14 protein-coding genes and 3 pseudogenes are annotated in these 16,302 nt (G+C 46.5%); 11 read left to right on the forward strand and 6 right to left on the reverse strand.

What is annotated here, in order from left to right:
• Positions 1-116 precede the first annotated feature (116 nt).
• Positions 117-2,125 (reverse strand): annotated as a pseudogene (ligA, locus tag CS022_RS20760) (NAD-dependent DNA ligase LigA).
• A 336-nt stretch (positions 2,126-2,461) separates the two neighbouring features.
• Here ligA and CS022_RS20765 point away from each other — a divergent pair.
• On the forward strand, positions 2,462-4,027 hold the full coding sequence (locus tag CS022_RS20765) for a lytic polysaccharide monooxygenase (RefSeq protein WP_129123859.1): 1,566 nt from the start codon (positions 2,462-2,464) through the stop codon (positions 4,025-4,027).
• A gap of 89 nt (positions 4,028-4,116) precedes the next feature.
• Here the strand turns inward: CS022_RS20765 and zipA are convergent, their stop codons facing one another.
• Entirely contained in the window at positions 4,117-4,989 is an 873-nt protein-coding gene (gene zipA / locus CS022_RS20770) for a cell division protein ZipA (RefSeq protein WP_129123860.1), read from the reverse strand.
• Between the two features lie 280 nt (positions 4,990-5,269).
• Between zipA and cysZ the strand changes: the two genes are divergently transcribed.
• The 5 genes from cysZ to crr all read left to right on the forward strand — a co-directional run bounded on the left by cysZ (position 5,270) and on the right by crr (position 10,098).
• Complete coding sequence (cysZ, locus tag CS022_RS20775) at positions 5,270-6,031, forward strand: sulfate transporter CysZ (RefSeq protein WP_129123861.1); 762 nt, start codon at positions 5,270-5,272, stop codon at positions 6,029-6,031.
• Positions 6,032-6,221: 190 nt separating this feature from the next.
• Positions 6,222-7,190, forward strand: a complete 969-nt coding sequence (gene cysK / locus CS022_RS20780; RefSeq protein ID WP_129123862.1) for a cysteine synthase A — start codon at positions 6,222-6,224, stop codon at positions 7,188-7,190.
• A 315-nt stretch (positions 7,191-7,505) separates the two neighbouring features.
• Positions 7,506-7,763: an HPr family phosphocarrier protein gene (locus CS022_RS20785; RefSeq protein ID WP_129123863.1), complete on the forward strand. Its 258-nt coding sequence runs from the start codon at positions 7,506-7,508 to the stop codon at positions 7,761-7,763.
• Positions 7,764-7,818: 55 nt separating this feature from the next.
• Positions 7,819-9,546 carry a phosphoenolpyruvate-protein phosphotransferase PtsI gene (gene ptsI / locus CS022_RS20790; RefSeq protein WP_129123864.1) on the forward strand — a complete coding sequence of 576 codons (1,728 nt, stop codon included), beginning with the start codon at positions 7,819-7,821 and terminating at the stop codon, positions 9,544-9,546.
• Between the two features lie 42 nt (positions 9,547-9,588).
• The gene (gene crr / locus CS022_RS20795) at positions 9,589-10,098 is read left to right on the forward strand and encodes a PTS glucose transporter subunit IIA (RefSeq protein WP_129123865.1); all 510 of its coding nucleotides are present in this window, start codon (positions 9,589-9,591) and stop codon (positions 10,096-10,098) included.
• A 70-nt stretch (positions 10,099-10,168) separates the two neighbouring features.
• Here the strand turns inward: crr and CS022_RS20800 are convergent.
• From CS022_RS20800 to CS022_RS20810, 3 genes and pseudogenes are all read right to left on the reverse strand, one after another.
• Positions 10,169-11,070 (reverse strand): annotated as a pseudogene (locus CS022_RS20800) (Dyp-type peroxidase).
• 199 nt (positions 11,071-11,269) lie between these two features.
• Entirely contained in the window at positions 11,270-11,662 is a 393-nt protein-coding gene (locus CS022_RS20805) for a hypothetical protein (RefSeq protein WP_129123866.1), read from the reverse strand.
• Between the two features lie 9 nt (positions 11,663-11,671).
• Positions 11,672-12,139 carry a DUF2919 domain-containing protein gene (locus CS022_RS20810; RefSeq protein WP_129123867.1) on the reverse strand — a complete coding sequence of 156 codons (468 nt, stop codon included), beginning with the start codon at positions 12,137-12,139 and terminating at the stop codon, positions 11,672-11,674.
• A gap of 399 nt (positions 12,140-12,538) precedes the next feature.
• On the opposite strand from CS022_RS20810, the gene CS022_RS20815 reads away from it, so the two are divergent.
• Both CS022_RS20815 and CS022_RS20820 read left to right on the forward strand, forming a co-directional pair.
• The gene (locus CS022_RS20815) at positions 12,539-13,102 is read left to right on the forward strand and encodes a thioesterase family protein (RefSeq protein WP_129123868.1); all 564 of its coding nucleotides are present in this window, start codon (positions 12,539-12,541) and stop codon (positions 13,100-13,102) included.
• 26 nt (positions 13,103-13,128) lie between these two features.
• A complete protein-coding gene (locus CS022_RS20820; RefSeq protein ID WP_129123869.1) occupies positions 13,129-13,569 on the forward strand; it encodes a DUF1499 domain-containing protein in 441 nt (146 codons plus the stop codon).
• A 6-nt stretch (positions 13,570-13,575) separates the two neighbouring features.
• Here CS022_RS20820 and CS022_RS20825 read toward each other — a convergent pair whose 3' ends face one another.
• Complete coding sequence (locus tag CS022_RS20825; protein ID WP_129123870.1) at positions 13,576-13,860, reverse strand: helix-turn-helix domain-containing protein; 285 nt, start codon at positions 13,858-13,860, stop codon at positions 13,576-13,578.
• A 240-nt stretch (positions 13,861-14,100) separates the two neighbouring features.
• Between CS022_RS20825 and CS022_RS20830 the strand changes: the two genes are divergently transcribed.
• The 3 genes and pseudogenes from CS022_RS20830 (at position 14,101) to CS022_RS20840 (ending at position 16,277) form a co-directional block, all read left to right on the forward strand.
• Complete coding sequence (locus CS022_RS20830; RefSeq protein WP_129123871.1) at positions 14,101-14,448, forward strand: ArsC family reductase; 348 nt, start codon at positions 14,101-14,103, stop codon at positions 14,446-14,448.
• Between the two features lie 27 nt (positions 14,449-14,475).
• Positions 14,476-15,612, forward strand: coding sequence for a succinyl-diaminopimelate desuccinylase (gene dapE, locus CS022_RS20835; protein WP_129123872.1), 1,137 nt, complete (start codon positions 14,476-14,478; stop codon positions 15,610-15,612).
• Positions 15,613-16,277: pseudogene (locus tag CS022_RS20840) on the forward strand (M15 family metallopeptidase).
• Positions 16,278-16,302 lie beyond the last annotated feature (25 nt).

The following is a 16,302-nucleotide window of genomic DNA, read 5'->3' on the forward strand; positions in this document are numbered from 1 at the left end:
TTACGGGCTTAGCCCCGATTTAACGATCACCACCTCCATAGGAGGTGGTTTAATACTGACAACAAAAAACCAGCGCCACAAGGCACTGGTTTCATGGGATAAAGACAGGCCAGTTTTTAAGGCAAGAGATCTATCATTCCCTGTTCATCAATGATCTCGATACCCAAATCCTGCGCCTTGGTTAATTTAGAACCGGCAGCTTCACCCGCAATTAACAAATCGGTTTTGGCTGAGACACTTCCCGTTACTTTTGCACCCAGCGCCTGCAAAGCGGCTTTCGCATCACCACGTGACATCTGAGACAAGCTACCTGTCAGTACGATCGTCTTACCCATCAAAGGTTGTGGCTGATCTTCAGCTGGCGCAGAAATCTCTGGCCAATGAATGCCAGCAGAAAGCAGGGCATCGATAACTTCTTCGTTATGCTTCTCAGAGAAAAACGAAATCAAATGGCGGGCAACCACTTCGCCACATCCTGCACATCAATCAATTGTTCTTCGTTAGCTGCGCGGATTGCATCCAGCGTTTTAAATTGATTAGCAAGGTTAGCTGCTGTAGCTTCACCCACTTCACGAATCCCAAGCGAGTAGATAAAGCGCGGCAAAGTCGTTTCTTTCGCAGCATCCAGCGCATTGACAAGATTCTGTGCTGACTTTGGCCCCATACGGTCAAGCATTGTTACTTTACCCGCCGAGAGCTTAAACAAATCTGCGGGGGTTTCAATCAACTCTCTGTCAATCAACTGTTCAACAATTTTGTCGCCAAGGCCATCAATATCCAACGCTTTGCGCGATGAGAAGTGCTTGATGGCTTCTTTGCGCTGCGCAAGACAGATAAGTCCGCCACTGCATCGAGCAACCGCTTCACCTTCGATACGCTCAACGTGAGACTGACAGACCGGGCATTCAGTAGGAAAAACAATGTCACGGGCGTTATCAGGGCGACGGCTGTCTACCACCCCAACAATCTGTGGAATAACGTCACCAGCACGACGGATGATCACCGTATCGCCAACTTTTACGCCAAGGCGCTCAATTTCGTCAGCATTATGGAGCGTGGCATTTGATACCGTGACACCGCCGACGAATACAGGATCGAGTTTGGCAACCGGTGTAATTGCGCCAGTTCGGCCAACTTGAAATTCCACATCCTCCAGCAGGGTGATTTCCTCCTGAGCTGGGAACTTATATGCAATCGCCCAACGCGGTGCCCTTGCAACAAAGCCAAGGCGCTCCTGCATTGCAATATCATCAACCTTAATCACCACACCATCGATTTCATACGGCAGTGCGTCCCGTCGGACGGAAATATCCTGATAATACGCTTTAACCTCTGCCAGATTCGCAATGCGTTTAACCTCAGGGCTGAGCGGTATTCCCCATTCCTTGAGCTGATGAAGACGACCAACGTGCGACTCACCAAAAGCCTCTGACATCACCCCCACCGAATAGGCGTAAAAACTCAGCGGACGGGTGGCTGTGATTTTGGAATCCAACTGACGCAAACTTCCGGCTGCCGCATTTCGAGGGTTAGCGAATGTCTTTTCTCCTTTCTTGAAGTTAGTTTCATTCAGTTTTTCAAACCCTTCTTTGGGCATGAACACCTCGCCTCTCACTTCAAGACGCACCGGCCAGCTATTGCCCTGAAGCCTGAGAGGAACGTTACGAATCGTTTTTACATTCTGGGTGATGTTTTCACCCGTAGAGCCATCACCGCGCGTTGCGGCCTGCACCAATACGCCGTTTTCATACATTAGACTCACGGCGAGTCCATCCAGTTTTGGCTCACAGCTATAGGTAACGGGATCATTGCCAGCAAGACGGTCTTTCAAACGCTTTTCAAAGCCATCAAGGTCGTCATCATCAAAGGCATTATCCAGCGACAACATGGGAATTTCATGCTGTACCTGTGTAAAGGCAGAGAGCGGCGCACCTCCAACTCGTTGGCTGGGGGAATCGGTCGTGACTAACTGTGGGTTTTCGGCTTCCAGTTTCAACAACGCCTGCATCATTCTGTCGTATTCGGCATCAGGCAATTCGGGGTTGTCCTCGACATAGTAGAGGTGGCCGTGATAGTTGAGCTGCTCCCGCAGCGACTGGTGTTGTGCTTGGATATCGGTTGTCATCGTAATGCCTGGTTGAGTGCGCTTTCATGGTGATCAGCGTTCAATCTGATCACGTGCCTGATATGCCCGTTAGTATATGGGGGAAGGATTTACTTGGAAATGATATCGCCAAGAAATTTGTTCGTTGTCCTGTATAAAAGCACCAATTGATAAAACTGTTTTTTCGGTGACGCTCGTCGATCGAATGTTCTCCCTTAGTTCGATTCATGAAATAGCTAAAATAGTTTTTCGAGTCGGTTAATAAATGGTTAGAAGAATGTTTGCAAAGTGTTCCAATTTATTCGAGATAAGTAGGTGTAGTACCCAAACCACTAACATACTTATAAGGAAATCATTATGTTACGCCTCACTTCCACTCGCCTTAGCGTTGTTGCAGGGAGCGTTCTCGCTGCATTGGCGTCAACAGGCGCTGTCGGTCACGGCTACATGGACTATCCCCCTGCCCGTCAGGAGGTTTGTGAACGGGATGGCGGTCATTGGGACTCAGATGATGGTTCTACCATTCCCAATGCAGCTTGCCGTGCATCATTTCTTGAATCAAGCTGGACTCCTCTGGTTCAAAAACACGAGTTCGCGAAACTTGTCTCCAATTACCGAAGTCAGGATGCTGTTGAGCAAGCTGTACCCAACGGCTTGCTGTGTTCAGGTGGTGATCCGGATAAAAAAGGCATGTCTTTGCCTTCTGCCGACTGGCAAACGACTCCCATTGACCCAGCTCAAAACGGTAAGCTTCGCCTGACCTACCGCGCTTCCACCCCTCATAACCCTAGCTACTGGAAAATCTATTTGTCTAATACCAGTTTTAATCCAGCAACCGATGAACTGGGTTGGGACGATGTGGATTTAATTGCTGAATTTGGCAACCTTCCGTTAACCGAAATTAACGGCAAGAAGTATTACCAAATGGATATAACCCTCCCGACAGACCGTTCAGGCGATGCTGTTCTTTTCTCTCGCTGGCAGCGTAACGATGCCGCAGGTGAAGGCTTCTATAACTGTAGCGATATCAGCTTCGGTGGAGATATTGACGTGCCAGAGTGGACCAGCTTAGGCAGCTTGGTCAAATCGTCAACTGACGCGCAAGCAGGTGATACTGTCTGGTTCAGGGTGTTTGACGGTTCAGGCAGCGAACAGGTTTTTGAAAAGCTCAATATCACCGCCAATAACGAAGACGAAAGTACTTGGGCGGCGCAGTTGGCTGATGTCGTTAACACTGGATTTTCGTCTGTGGCTAAGCTGGGCGTCGAACAATCGGACGGTCAGGTGAACTGGGACAGTTCTGATCTTTACAGCAACCTGGTATTTGTTAAAGACAAAGAGGCGACCTTCCAGCTTGAAGTTAAAAAGCCAACGCCAAACCAACCACCTATTCTGAGTGGCCCATCATCAGTGAACACCGTGAGCGGAAAGACTGTTTCGTTCAATGTCAGTGCTTCAGATCCAGAAAATGCAGCTTTGACTTTCACCAGTGATAAAGGCGAACTCAATGCATCAGGAAACTCAGCGTCAGTAACGTTCACGGCGCCAGTGACTGATACCTCTCTGACCGTCGATATTACTGTTCAGGTATCCGATGGCGAACTCACAGACTCACTCACAGTCACTGTGAACGTCGAGCCTGAAGACGTTACATCAACGTGGGACAGCGACAAGATATACCTCGCTGGCGACACTGTCACCCACAAGGGTAAAACGTTTACTGCACAGTGGTGGAATAAAGACGCTGAACCAGGTGTTGCACCTGTGTGGCTTGAAGAAAGTGCGGGTGACAAAAACGAGTGGGTGAAGTCTAAAGCCTACACGACGGGACAGAAAGTCACTTATCAGGGGAGCTCTTATGAGGCCAAATGGTGGACTCGAGGAGATGTGCCTTCTGCAGGCGGTCCTTGGAAATTATTGTAAGCAGCATTAATCAGGTTGAAGTACCTTTGATTAACATAAACAAAAACGCCCTTGAAAAAGGGCGTTTTTTTATTTCTGGCTAGGTTGTGTTAGGCAGGCTCAGAGAAGCTTTTCACCTGTTCACGATAACCATCAAGGCGCTGAGGCGTCATCAAGTTTCTTGAATCATCGGTTACCAAACCACCTAACTGATCTGCCACCTTTTGAGCCGTTTGCAACATGAGCTTGAAGTTTTGCTCTGCATCTCCGTAGCAAGGCAGGGTCATGAAAAACGAGATACCTTGCGTGGTAAACTGATTGATGTTCTCAAGCGGGAAACTGCCAGGGTTATACATATTTGCCGCACTGAAAAGTACCTTACCCGTGCCCGATAAATCAGCATGACGATGGAATATATCCATTTCACCGTGGATCATGCCATTCTGCTCAAGGCTGTTCATCAGGTCGATCCCCTGAAATTGGTCATTGGCAGAAGATTGCACGTTTACAATCAACACTTCTTGTCTAACAGGTGATTCAGAAACCGCTTCTTCTTGCTCACTTTCACCAACAGGCAAAGGCTCAGATATCTCCGTTGATTTATCATCTGCTTCGTCGGCATAAGGTGCATCAGTAAACAGTAAATCTTTTTCTTCATTGGTCACAGGGGATGATGAAGGCTCAATGTCAGCTTTCAGATCAGCAAATAGTGGGTCTACCGCCGCGGGCTCATCATCAAAATGAAAACCTGGCTCCTTGCGTTGGATCTCTTCGGGCTTGTCAGTGTTGCTCTTTATCACCCTGACCGCACCGATACCGTCCTCGTCAAAACCACCCTCTTCTCCGTCTTTCAACTTACCCAGCGGCTTATCAGCAAATTTTTCCGGACGTTCTTTTCGACTGCTCCATAATCCATGGATGATCAGCGCGGCAATCACCAACGCTCCCAGAACAATCAATACAAGGCGCAATTCCTGCATCATTTTATCTCAGCATTTGTTCATTTAACGACTTATCACCTGATGAAGCGATAACCACAACGTTTCATACCCCAAGCTCGAGGCGTAGGCAATGTCGCATAGACTTACCCTTTACTGTATCAAAAAGGGGAGAAAAGTTAATGCTCAGTGCCTACTTCTGTCTAAAAAGTGGTTGTTATATCGGACTTTTGAGCCAGTTACTGTTCAAAGTATCACCTTAGTTAACATTGCCAATAGACGGGCAATGGCTTTAACATGTCAGTATATAAGGAAAGGAGATAGTATGAACCCAGCAAATTTGGCACAGCAGCCCACATCCGGCGCGAAGTATTTTATCCGAGGCTTTTCGCTCGCCTTCACTCCGGGTATTCGCCGATTTGTGATCATTCCACTCGTTATCAATCTGATGCTGATGGGGAGTCTTATTCTTTTTGTCCTGTCTCAGCTCGGCAGTTGGATGGACAGCTGGCTATCATATATCCCGGGTTGGTTAGACTGGCTCGCCTATCTCATCTGGCCAATGGTGGCCATCGGCCTGTTGGTTGTCTGCTCGTACTTCTTCAGTACAGTCGCCAACTGGATAGCCGCTCCCTTTAACGGTTTGCTTGCTGAGCACTTGGAAGCCAAGCTTACTGGCCAGAAAGCACCCGATGCAGGTTTGGCAAGCGTATTGAAAGACTTACCTCGGATTTTTAAACGTGAATGGCAGAAGCTCTGGTACTACCTACCGAAAGCGCTGGGACTGTTACTTCTGATGTTTATCCCAGCGATAGGCCAAACTGTCGGACCCGTTTTGTGGTTTCTATTCAGCGCCTGGATGATGGGAATACAATACTGTGACTACCCGTTCGATAACCACAAAGTTCCCTTCCTTGATATGAAACAATCACTGCGTGAGAAGCGAGGCTCGACACTCAGTTTTGGCAGTCTGGTGATGCTTTTTACCATGACCCCGGTTTTAAATTTGTTTGTTATGCCAGCAGCGGTGTGTGGAGCCACAGCGATGTGGGTTGATGAATACAGGACTAAACACGGTCAATACTAGAAAATACAACGAAGCCATATCTCGACGGCCTGCAGTTTCTTCTGTGGGCCGTTTTCATCTCTAAGATGTCATTAAGCACCGAAAAAGTGCATCAAACAATATCATATAACTATCTGTTACTTTTCAATCCCTCCCCGCTGTATATGCTGTATTTACACGAAACGTATGACCATACGAAGGAACGATTGAGATGGGTAAAATTTACGAAGATAACTCAACCACAATAGGGAATACCCCACTGGTACGCCTTAACAGAGTAAGTAACGGTAAAGTACTGGTAAAAATTGAAGCTCGTAACCCAAGCTTCAGCGTTAAATGCCGTATCGGTGCCAACATGATCTGGAGTGCAGAAAAATCAGGTCAGTTAAAAGCAGGTACCGAACTTGTTGAACCAACAAGCGGTAACACGGGTATTGCTCTAGCATACGTTGCAGCTGCACGTGGCTACAAACTGACTCTGACTATGCCTGAGTCAATGAGCCTCGAGCGTCGTAAACTTCTCAAAGCACTGGGCGCAAACCTTGTTCTGACTGAAGCAGCGAAGGGCATGAAAGGTGCTATTGCTAAAGCAGAAGAAATTGTTGCTACTGACCCAGCAAAATATCTGATGCTTCAGCAGTTTGATAACCCTGCTAACCCAGAGATTCACGAAAAAACTACAGGCCCTGAGATCTGGGACGACACAGACGGTGAAATCGATGTGTTTGTTTCTGGTGTTGGTACGGGCGGTACACTGACCGGTGTTAGCCGCTACATCAAAAACACCAAAGGCAAAGTGATCACTACAGTGGCTGTTGAGCCTTCAGAGTCTCCTGTTATCCGACAAACCATTGATGGTGACGATGTACAGCCTGCACCACATAAAATCCAGGGCATCGGCGCTGGTTTCATCCCAGGCAACCTTGACCTGTCATTGATCGACAAAGTCGTACAGGTTTCTTCTGACGAAGCAATGGACATGGCGCGTCGTCTGATGGAAGAAGAAGGCATTCTGGCGGGTATCTCTTCAGGTGCAGCCGTTGCTGCTGCAAACAAGATTGCTGAGCTGCCTGAGTTTGCGGACAAGAACATTGTCGCTCTCCTGCCAAGTTCTGCAGAGCGTTACTTAAGCTCTGCACTGTTTGCAGGTATCTTCACTGAGCTTGAAAACCAGCAGTAATATACATTACTGATCTCATAGATCAGCATGCATACCTCATAAAAGCCCCGTTAGGGGCTTTTTTATTTGATTTTTGGAGCCCTCTCTAGTAAAAATTCCCCGCTATTTATTTTTAGCTCCAAAATAAAACATTGCCTCCAGCTAAAGACACATGACCTGTTGACGAAAAATGTCGTAAAACTTTGATACAGGTTAAGCCACGGTAGGCAAAATCTGGCTAGATTAGCACCAGACATAGCATCATATGGCTATTCGGTTTAAGCTAGCCAGGTATTTATTACATGAACATAAATTATTAATGCATTGGGGTAAAACATGTATCAGAAGCAAGTAGAAATCACGGCTCCTAACGGTCTGCACACTCGCCCAGCGGCTCAATTCGTTAAAGAAGCTAAAGGCTTCGATGCGAAAATTACTGTTGAGTCAAATGGTCGTGAAGCAAGCGCAACCAGCCTGTTCAAACTGCAAACTCTGGGCCTGACTCAAGGTACTGTTGTTACTATCAAAGCTGAAGGCGCTGATGCTGAAAACGCTGTTGAAAGCCTGGTAAAACTGATGGACGAGCTGGAATAATCCAGCTCTACTTCTACACACCAGTCAATTCATTCAGTCAACGTAGGACAAGGCTATGATTTCAGGTATCCTGGCATCTCCTGGTATTGCTTTCGGTAAAGCACTTCTTTTGCAAGAAGACGAAATCGTCATCAATAAAAATCCGGTTGCAGCGGACAAGCTCGACCAAGAAATTCAGCGTCTCTTTGATGCGCGCGAAAAATCAAAAATACAATTAGAAGCCATCAAAGAGAAGGCTCGCGAGACATTTGGTGAAGAGAAAGAAGCTATCTTCGAAGGCCACATCATGTTGCTGGAAGACGAAGAGCTGGAAGAAGAAATCATCGCTTTCATCAAAGACAATAAAGCGTCTGCCGAATTCGCGATCCACAGCGTGATTGAAGAACAAGCAGTAACGCTTGAATCACTGGATGACGAATACCTGAAAGAACGTGCTACGGATATCCGCGATATCGGCTCACGTTTTGTTAAGAACGCACTGGGTATCAACATCGTGTCGCTAAGCGCAATTAACGAAGAAGTTATCCTTGTTGCTAATGACCTGACACCGTCTGAGACAGCACAAATCAACCTCGATTATGTTCTGGGCTTTATCACTGACATTGGTGGTCGCACTTCACACACGTCTATTATGGCGCGCTCACTGGAACTGCCCGCGATTGTCGGAACTAACGACATCACGAAGAAAGTGAAAAATGGCGACATGCTGGTACTGGATGCTATCAACAACACCGTTGTTATCAACCCAAGTGCCGATGAACTTGAGAAGTTCAAAACTATCAGAAACACTTTCCTTGCAGAAAAAGAAGAGCTGGCCAAATTGAAAGATTTGCCCGCCATCTCTCTGGATGGTCACCAAGTAGAAGTTTGCGGCAACGTAGGTACAGTGAAAGACTGTGACGGCGTAAACCGTAACGGTGGCGAAGGTGTTGGCCTCTATCGCACTGAGTTCTTGTTCATGGACCGCGATTCGCTGCCGACTGAAGAAGAGCAGTATAAAGCTTACAAAGATGTGGCTGAAGCCATGCATGGCCACCCTGTCATTATCCGCACCATGGATATTGGTGGCGACAAAGACTTACCATATATGGACTTGCCACAGGAAATGAATCCATTCCTGGGCTGGCGTGCTGTTCGTATCAGCCTTGATCGCCGTGAAATTCTGCGTGACCAGCTGCGTGCTATCCTGCGTGCCTCTGCACACGGTAAGCTTCGCATCATGTTCCCGATGATTATCTCTGTTGAAGAAATCCGTGAACTGAAAGCAGCGATTGAGCAATATAAAGCGGAACTTCGTAAAGAAGAATTAGCGTTTGACGAAAATATCGAAATCGGTGTAATGGTTGAAACGCCTGCTGCGGCTGCAATTGCGCATCACCTTGCAAAAGAAGTTGCGTTCTTCAGTATTGGTACCAACGACCTGACCCAGTATACTCTGGCTGTAGACCGCGGTAACGAACTGATCTCGCACCTGTATAACCCGCTATCGCCAGCTGTACTGACCGTGATTAAGCAGGTTATCGATGCCTCTCACAAAGAAGGCAAGTGGACAGGTATGTGTGGTGAACTGGCTGGTGACGAACGTGCAACCCTACTTCTGATGGGTATGGGTCTGGATGAGTTCAGCATGAGTGCTATCTCTATCCCGCGCGTGAAGAAAATTATCCGTAATGCGAATTTTGCTGACGTGAAAACAATGGCAGAAGAAGCATTAGCAATGCCTACAGCCGCTGAAATCACTGCACATGTAGAAAAATTCATTGCTGAGAAAACTGTCTGCTAGAATACAGCAGCACCAAATTGATTACGCTTAGGAGCAAACACTATGGGTCTGTTTGACAAACTGAAGAAACTGGTTTCTGAAGACAGCAATGACGCGAACGCGATCGAGATCATCGCACCGCTTTCCGGTGAAATTGTTAACATCGAAGACGTGCCAGACGTTGTTTTCGCAGAGAAAATCGTCGGTGACGGTATTGCGATTAAACCATCAGGTGACAAGATGGTTGCACCAGTAAACGGTACGATCGGCAAGATCTTCGAAACTAACCACGCGTTCTCGATTGAATCTGAAGATGGCATCGAGCTTTTCGTTCACTTCGGTATCGATACCGTAGAACTGAAAGGCGAAGGCTTCAAACGAATTGCTGAAGAAGGCCAGACGGTGAAAGTGGGCGACCCTATCATCGAATTCGATCTTGCAATGCTGGAAGAAAAAGCGAAATCAATTCTGACGCCGGTTGTTATCTCAAACATGGACGAAATCAAAGAGCTGAGCAAGCTTTCTGGTGCCGTAAATGTTGGTGAAAACCCAGTGCTGCGTATCAAAAAGTAATTGATACGATGAGAAGAGAAAGCGCGGCCTAGGCTGCGCTTTTTTTGTTTCTGGTGATAGACGTTTCCATTTATGCACTCAGTGATTCAAGCTGAGTCTGCGAAGGCGCATACAGGTAGGCCCCCGTCACCGCTTTAGAAAAACGCAAAATGGCGTCAGTTTTTCCGTCTGTCGCACCAAACATACTTTTGACCATCGCATCGAGGTTATGCTGATTATCACAATAGGCTAAAAACAACAGACCATGATCGCCCGATACACTGCCATATGGCAGACTGTGCCTTACAATCTTTAACCCTTTACCGTTTTCTTTAATATCGACACGACCAACATGAGAGTCCGAAGGTACATCTTCAAGTTCAATAGAATCAGGTTTTGTACGTCCGATAATCTTCTCTTGTTTTTCCACTTCCACCTGTTCCCATGCAGAAAGGTTATGCACGTAACGCTGATGCAAAACAATACTTCCACCAGCACATGGCCCTTCTTTAACAATGGCAACATCAAAGCGCGCCTGATCGCCCGCAGGGTTTTCAGTGCCATCGACAAACCCCGTCATGTCTCGTGAGTCCAAATAGCGATAGCCGTAGGTCTCATCAACGACGTTGACCACATCGGCGATCGGCGTCAAAAATTTTCTCAGGAGATGAAAGTTAAGGTCATGGCGTTCTGAATGGATATGAATCAATATATCGCAATTCGTTGATGGCGCCTCAGCGTTACCCTCACCCACGGCTTCAAACCCTGAAAAGTCAGCAGGCACATCTATGTTCAATAAGGCACAAACAGATGGCTAAACGAAACCGCCGCTTTCAGGTGACTGTTCGGCTGAAAATCAGTAATCTCCTGACAAAGTGATGCAATATCACAACAGCGAGCAACAACGCTTGGCAGATCAGACTTTACTTTAATTAATGCGTAGAGAGCGAATGCCCCTGCTGCTGGCACAATTGCCGCTTGAGGTTGACTCACGATAGCCTCCATTCAGTGTTATTAGTATTGATTTGCGATCAACATAACGTTGTGGGAAAACTATAGCAAGCCAGTGCACATAGCCTTGGGGAAAAAACGCCACAAAATACATCTAACTCACATCATGTTTGATCCCTATCATCCAGACACAAAAAAACCAGCGCTAGGCTGGTTTTCAGTTGCTGCATTACTTTTCTTATTACACAGACGTGAGCTGAATTTTCAATGAAGCAAACTCTTCGGATTGCGTGTCGCTGACATCAAATGATGTTGGAGCATCTAAACCTGTTTTCATGATCGGTGACATGATCGTGCGGCGTGCACCGTCATCCAACTCCTCTTGAATCAACATAGCAATACTGACTTCTTCTGCCGTCACCTCAATAAGCTCAGCTTTGCCTATCAAAGTACGCCCGCTGTTAACTTCAAACAGCAATGTCTCTTCACCCGGTACCAAAGAGACTGATGTCTCGGTGCTTTGACTCAAACCTTCACGGGAAAATTCGAAGGCGACATCCATTTGCCAGTCCGCCATTGCCAGCGGGCTCAGCATAGCGCTAAACAGCACTAAACCTTTTTTCCAGTCATTCATAATCATTGCTTAATCAAGGGCACAAAAAAGCGACCTAACCCGGCGGCTTTTAAAAATATAAAACGTCATCCAAACTCCAACGAGTAGTGTTACTGCTGCACTCCACTGAAACTGCCAGTGCAACACATTCATATGTCGGACCTGAATGGCCAAATCAACAACACAACTTACGGGCAGGCACCACCAAAAGTGCTGCCACTTATTTTTAAGCCAACTTGGAAAGCGGTGCTGGCTACCCGTCATTAACATCATACAAATTGCAGGTAAACCGGTTACCAAGCCTGTGTACAACGCATACTTATCTGGGTATAGCAGGCTGAGAATACTCTCTCCCTGCTGCCTACTTGCACCAGCTAATATGAAAACCCACCACGCGCGAGCCAGAAATACTGAAACCAAGAGATAAAGAACGGGAGCTTTTCTATTTCCGTGTTTATCAAAGTGGTCTGGGTTTTCAAGTAGCATACTGCTTTCCATTATTATTTGCTGATTGGCAGATATTTCCCGTCAACACAGCAATTTATAACGTTACTGTGTCAAAAAATCGCCGTATCGCATAGCGTAAGAAAATAAATGTGAGGCCTGATTCAAAGAGTTATCGGCGACTCTAGAAACAAGATCACACTTTAAGCGTACTTTTAATAAAAATTTAATTGAACGTGTGTTTTTTAGACAGTAACTGAATCACTAATGCCAAGAACCAATGACAAAATTTTAACGTTAAATGTCTTAACCGTAGAGGCAATACCTACCAAGCTCTCTGTCTCAATTTGGGGTCACATGATGAAAAATCAACCAAACTTGCCGACTGGTACGACCTCTGTTAGCCTGATTCTGCGAATAACGAAATAATGAAGACAACAGTAGGGACAGTATATGAATTTGCTCTTCAGGTTACTTTGGGTCGTGCTATGGAAAGCTCGCCAAGGCAAACAAACCGGTGCATTTGACACTTCGTACATTTCATTCCGAGCATGGCCAACTGATTGCGACGTTTATATGCACATGACTAACTCACGTTATTCATCGTTTAACGACTTAGCGCGGACTAACTTACTCGCCAAGATTGGTGTTTTACCAACGTTAATTAAACGCAACATGAAGTTCTACGTTAATGCCTCTGAATTTACTTTTATTCGCGGCATTCAACCTCTACAGAAATTCACAATTGAGGCGCGCTTAGTCGGATGGGATGAGAAGTATCTCTATGTTGAGCATCGTTTTGTCAGTAAAAAAGGGTTACATTGCATTGCCCATGCACGCGCTGTCATCACTACAGCAAAAGGTCAGCAGGTGCATTTGACTGAGCTGTTAAGTGAAAAACGCTATGAGGAGCAACCACAGCTTCCTGAAGCCGTCATTGCGTGGAAATCACTGCTGGAAAAAAAGAAAGAATCTTCTGTTCAATCCGGCGCTGGGACTGAAGCCAGAGCCTGTTGATGAATGCCATATAGGGAGGAAACTTAATGATACGTTTTGTCGCACCGACATTTGCAGTTGTAGCCATAAGTGGATTACTAACAGGCTGTGTATCTGGAGAAAAGACCATGGCAGACAAATCAATGCAGCCTTGTGGTTATAAACCAAACTGCGTGTCGACTCAAGACGAACGACAAAAATATACCCTATCTCCCTTCTTACTCAGCTCTGAAAGCGACATTGAGAGTATCAAAACCGCCGCCCTCACTTTACCTGGGGCAAAACTTGCTGAGCAGGAAGAAGATTATTTACGCATTGAGTGTACAAGCCGTTTTTTGCGCTTTGTTGATGACCTTGAGCTGCGCATCGATCAAGGAAAACTCATTGTTCGCTCGCAGTCACGTCTCGGCTACTCTGACTTTGGCGTTAACAGAGCCCGTGCTGATGCCCTTCGGGCTGCACTGGCAAACAAGGGTCTGTTGAAATAAGTAATGTTAAGACGGCTGAAACATTTGGGCCAATTGAATGTGGTGGTTATGCACCCACTCTTTATTGATTGGTCCCCAGTCGTCAATCTGATAAAAACCGTCATTATGACGTTTTCCATCCTCAACGAAACTCATCGAAACACCAAACTGAGGTAGCGACTTAATCGCATCCTGAAGGGTTCGACGGGGCCAATCTGTGATATTCATCAAGTGAGGTACATTCGGCCGCTCAGTGGTATCTATCAGGTACATGAGATATAGACGTCGGGCAAAAACAGGATTGAGATCCACGGTAATTCCTTGTTGTACAAAAAGTTATAATACTGTTAAAGATACCATTTTACCTCACAGACTAACGATGTCTTATTCAAAGTTCGTGTGGTTTCCTGAGCAATCTTATCAGTCGATGATATGCAGGCTCATCGGCTCCCACGTTGGGAGCGATATTCGCCTTTGGTCTCTCTTGCTTTACTGTCATCTCAATGTCACTCTATGCCCCAGAAAACAACAGCAAAAATGGGGAAGTAGCGAATGACTACAGTTGTTTATGGGATCAAGAACTGCGATACGATAAAAAAGACGCTGAAGTGGCTAGAAGCGGAAAATAAGGCATTCGAGTTTCATGATTACCGTAAAGACGGTATTGATCAGGCGATGGTGCAACGGTTTATTGATGCATTAGGCTGGGAAGCTCTAGTGAACAAACGTGGGACCACCTATCGCCAATTAAGCGATGAGCAAAAAAACAACCTTAACGCAGACAACGCTGCGGCCCTCATGCTTATTCATCCTGCTATGATTAAACGCCCTTTGCTCGAACATAATGGCGAATATCACCTAGGCTTCAAGCCAGAGCAGTACGGAACAATTTTTAGTTAATACATCATTAAGAAGTAAGGAAACCCAATGACAGACAGCGCAGTATTGTCTTTAGCCAAGGATTTGATCAGCCGACCATCCGTCACACCAGAAGACGAAGGCTGTCAGGAAATGATGATTGCCCGTCTGGAGGCGTTGGGCTTTACCATTGAGACAATGGTGTTTGAAGATACCACCAACCTTTGGGCACGCCGAGGCAACACCGGCCCGCTACTTACCTTTGCCGGTCACACAGATGTCGTGCCTGCTGGCCCACTTGAGGACTGGAATACACCTCCTTTTGAGCCTACGGTTATCGACGGATATCTTTATGGCCGTGGCGCTGCTGATATGAAAGGCTCTTTGGCAGCTATGTTGGTTGCGGCAGAGCGTTTTGTCACTGAGAACCCCGATCACAAAGGCTCAATTTCCTTTCTGATCACCTCCGATGAAGAAGGTCCGTTCATCAATGGTACGACACGTGTTGTTGATACTCTGATGGCCAGAAACGAAATCATCGATATGTGTATTGTCGGTGAACCTTCGAGTACTAAAGAAGTGGGAGACGTGGTCAAGAATGGACGTCGCGGGTCAATTACTGGTGATTTGACCGTAAAAGGCATTCAAGGGCATGTCGCATATCCTCAGCTCGCTAAAAACCCCGTACATGAAGCCTTGCCCGCTCTTGCAGAGCTCGCCAGCACAGAATGGGACAAAGGAAATGATTACTTCCCACCAACCAGCTTCCAAATTCCTAACCTTGCATCAGGAACCGGTGCATCGAATGTGATCCCTGGTGAATTTTCTGTCCAATTCAATTTTCGTTTCAGTACAGAGCTGACTGACGAACTGATTAAGCAACGTGTTCATGATGTATTACAGAAGCATGATCTTGAATATGACCTTAAATGGACACTCAGTGGCCAACCTTTCCTGACAGATACGGGTGATCTGTTGGATGCCGTGGTCGATGCGGTTGCTGAAGTTAACGATCAAAAACCAGAACTACTGACTACTGGCGGGACATCCGACGGCCGTTTTATTGCGCAAATGGGCAGCCAAGTGATCGAGTTAGGGCCAGTTAATGCGACCATTCATAAAGTAAATGAGTGCGTAAAAGTGGCGGATTTGGAAAAATTGACCGATATGTATCAGAAGGTATTGGAAAAAGCATTGGCGAAATAAATGACACCTTCTGAGCTGACTGGCCGGGAAACCGGCCATTTGATTCAACATGGTTCACACTGGCTTCATCGCGATATCATTGATGACTTTCTGCTGTTATCACAGGCATCTCAAGAAGCGGGCTTCACCCTTGATATCGCCAGTAGCTTTCGTGATTACGACCGACAAAGCCAGATTTGGAATGCCAAGTTCGATGGTAAGCGCCCTATCCTCAACGATGATGGCCTGACGCTCAATCCAGACAGCTTATCTGACAGTGAAAAAGTGCATGCTATTTTACGCTGGTCGGCCCTTCCCGGCGCCAGCAGGCACCACTGGGGCACAGACATAGATATTTTTGCCAGTAACCTTCTACCAGCAGAAACGTCGCTTCAACTTGAGCCTTGGGAATATGATGACGGTTACCAGCGCCCCTTCTCTCATTGGCTGGATAATCACCTCTCAGACTTCGGTTTTTCCGCCCATACGCTGCCGATAGAGGCGGAGTAGCGCGCGAGCCATGGCATATCAGCCATGTAAAGACCAGTGAGCCACTTCTGTCACAACTTACCAACACCTTACTTCATGACGTCGTGGTCAAAAGCCAAATCTCAGGAAAAGATACTGTCCTCACAGAGCTTGATTCGATATATTGCCGATATATAAGCAATATTTGCGGACATTAATATGGACATCCTAACAAACCCGTAT

Source organism: Veronia nyctiphanis (assembly GCF_004116385.1).
Classification (GTDB): domain Bacteria; phylum Pseudomonadota; class Gammaproteobacteria; order Enterobacterales; family Vibrionaceae; genus Veronia; species Veronia nyctiphanis.

Bases quoted from the DNA above. Each gene is read 5' to 3' on its own strand.
- CS022_RS20765 (WP_129123859.1), top strand. From the start codon at position 2,462: ATGTTACGCCTCACTTCCACTCGCCTTAGCGTTGTTGCAGGGAGCGTT.
- zipA (WP_129123860.1), bottom strand. From the start codon at position 4,989: ATGATGCAGGAATTGCGCCTTGTATTGATTGTTCTGGGAGCGTTGGTG.
- cysZ (WP_129123861.1), top strand. From the start codon at position 5,270: ATGAACCCAGCAAATTTGGCACAGCAGCCCACATCCGGCGCGAAGTAT.
- cysK (WP_129123862.1), top strand. From the start codon at position 6,222: ATGGGTAAAATTTACGAAGATAACTCAACCACAATAGGGAATACCCCA.
- CS022_RS20785 (WP_129123863.1), top strand. From the start codon at position 7,506: ATGTATCAGAAGCAAGTAGAAATCACGGCTCCTAACGGTCTGCACACT.
- ptsI (WP_129123864.1), top strand. From the start codon at position 7,819: ATGATTTCAGGTATCCTGGCATCTCCTGGTATTGCTTTCGGTAAAGCA.
- crr (WP_129123865.1), top strand. From the start codon at position 9,589: ATGGGTCTGTTTGACAAACTGAAGAAACTGGTTTCTGAAGACAGCAAT.
- CS022_RS20805 (WP_129123866.1), bottom strand. From the start codon at position 11,662: ATGAATGACTGGAAAAAAGGTTTAGTGCTGTTTAGCGCTATGCTGAGC.
- CS022_RS20810 (WP_129123867.1), bottom strand. From the start codon at position 12,139: ATGGAAAGCAGTATGCTACTTGAAAACCCAGACCACTTTGATAAACAC.
- CS022_RS20815 (WP_129123868.1), top strand. From the start codon at position 12,539: ATGAATTTGCTCTTCAGGTTACTTTGGGTCGTGCTATGGAAAGCTCGC.
- CS022_RS20820 (WP_129123869.1), top strand. From the start codon at position 13,129: ATGATACGTTTTGTCGCACCGACATTTGCAGTTGTAGCCATAAGTGGA.
- CS022_RS20830 (WP_129123871.1), top strand. From the start codon at position 14,101: ATGACTACAGTTGTTTATGGGATCAAGAACTGCGATACGATAAAAAAG.
- dapE (WP_129123872.1), top strand. From the start codon at position 14,476: ATGACAGACAGCGCAGTATTGTCTTTAGCCAAGGATTTGATCAGCCGA.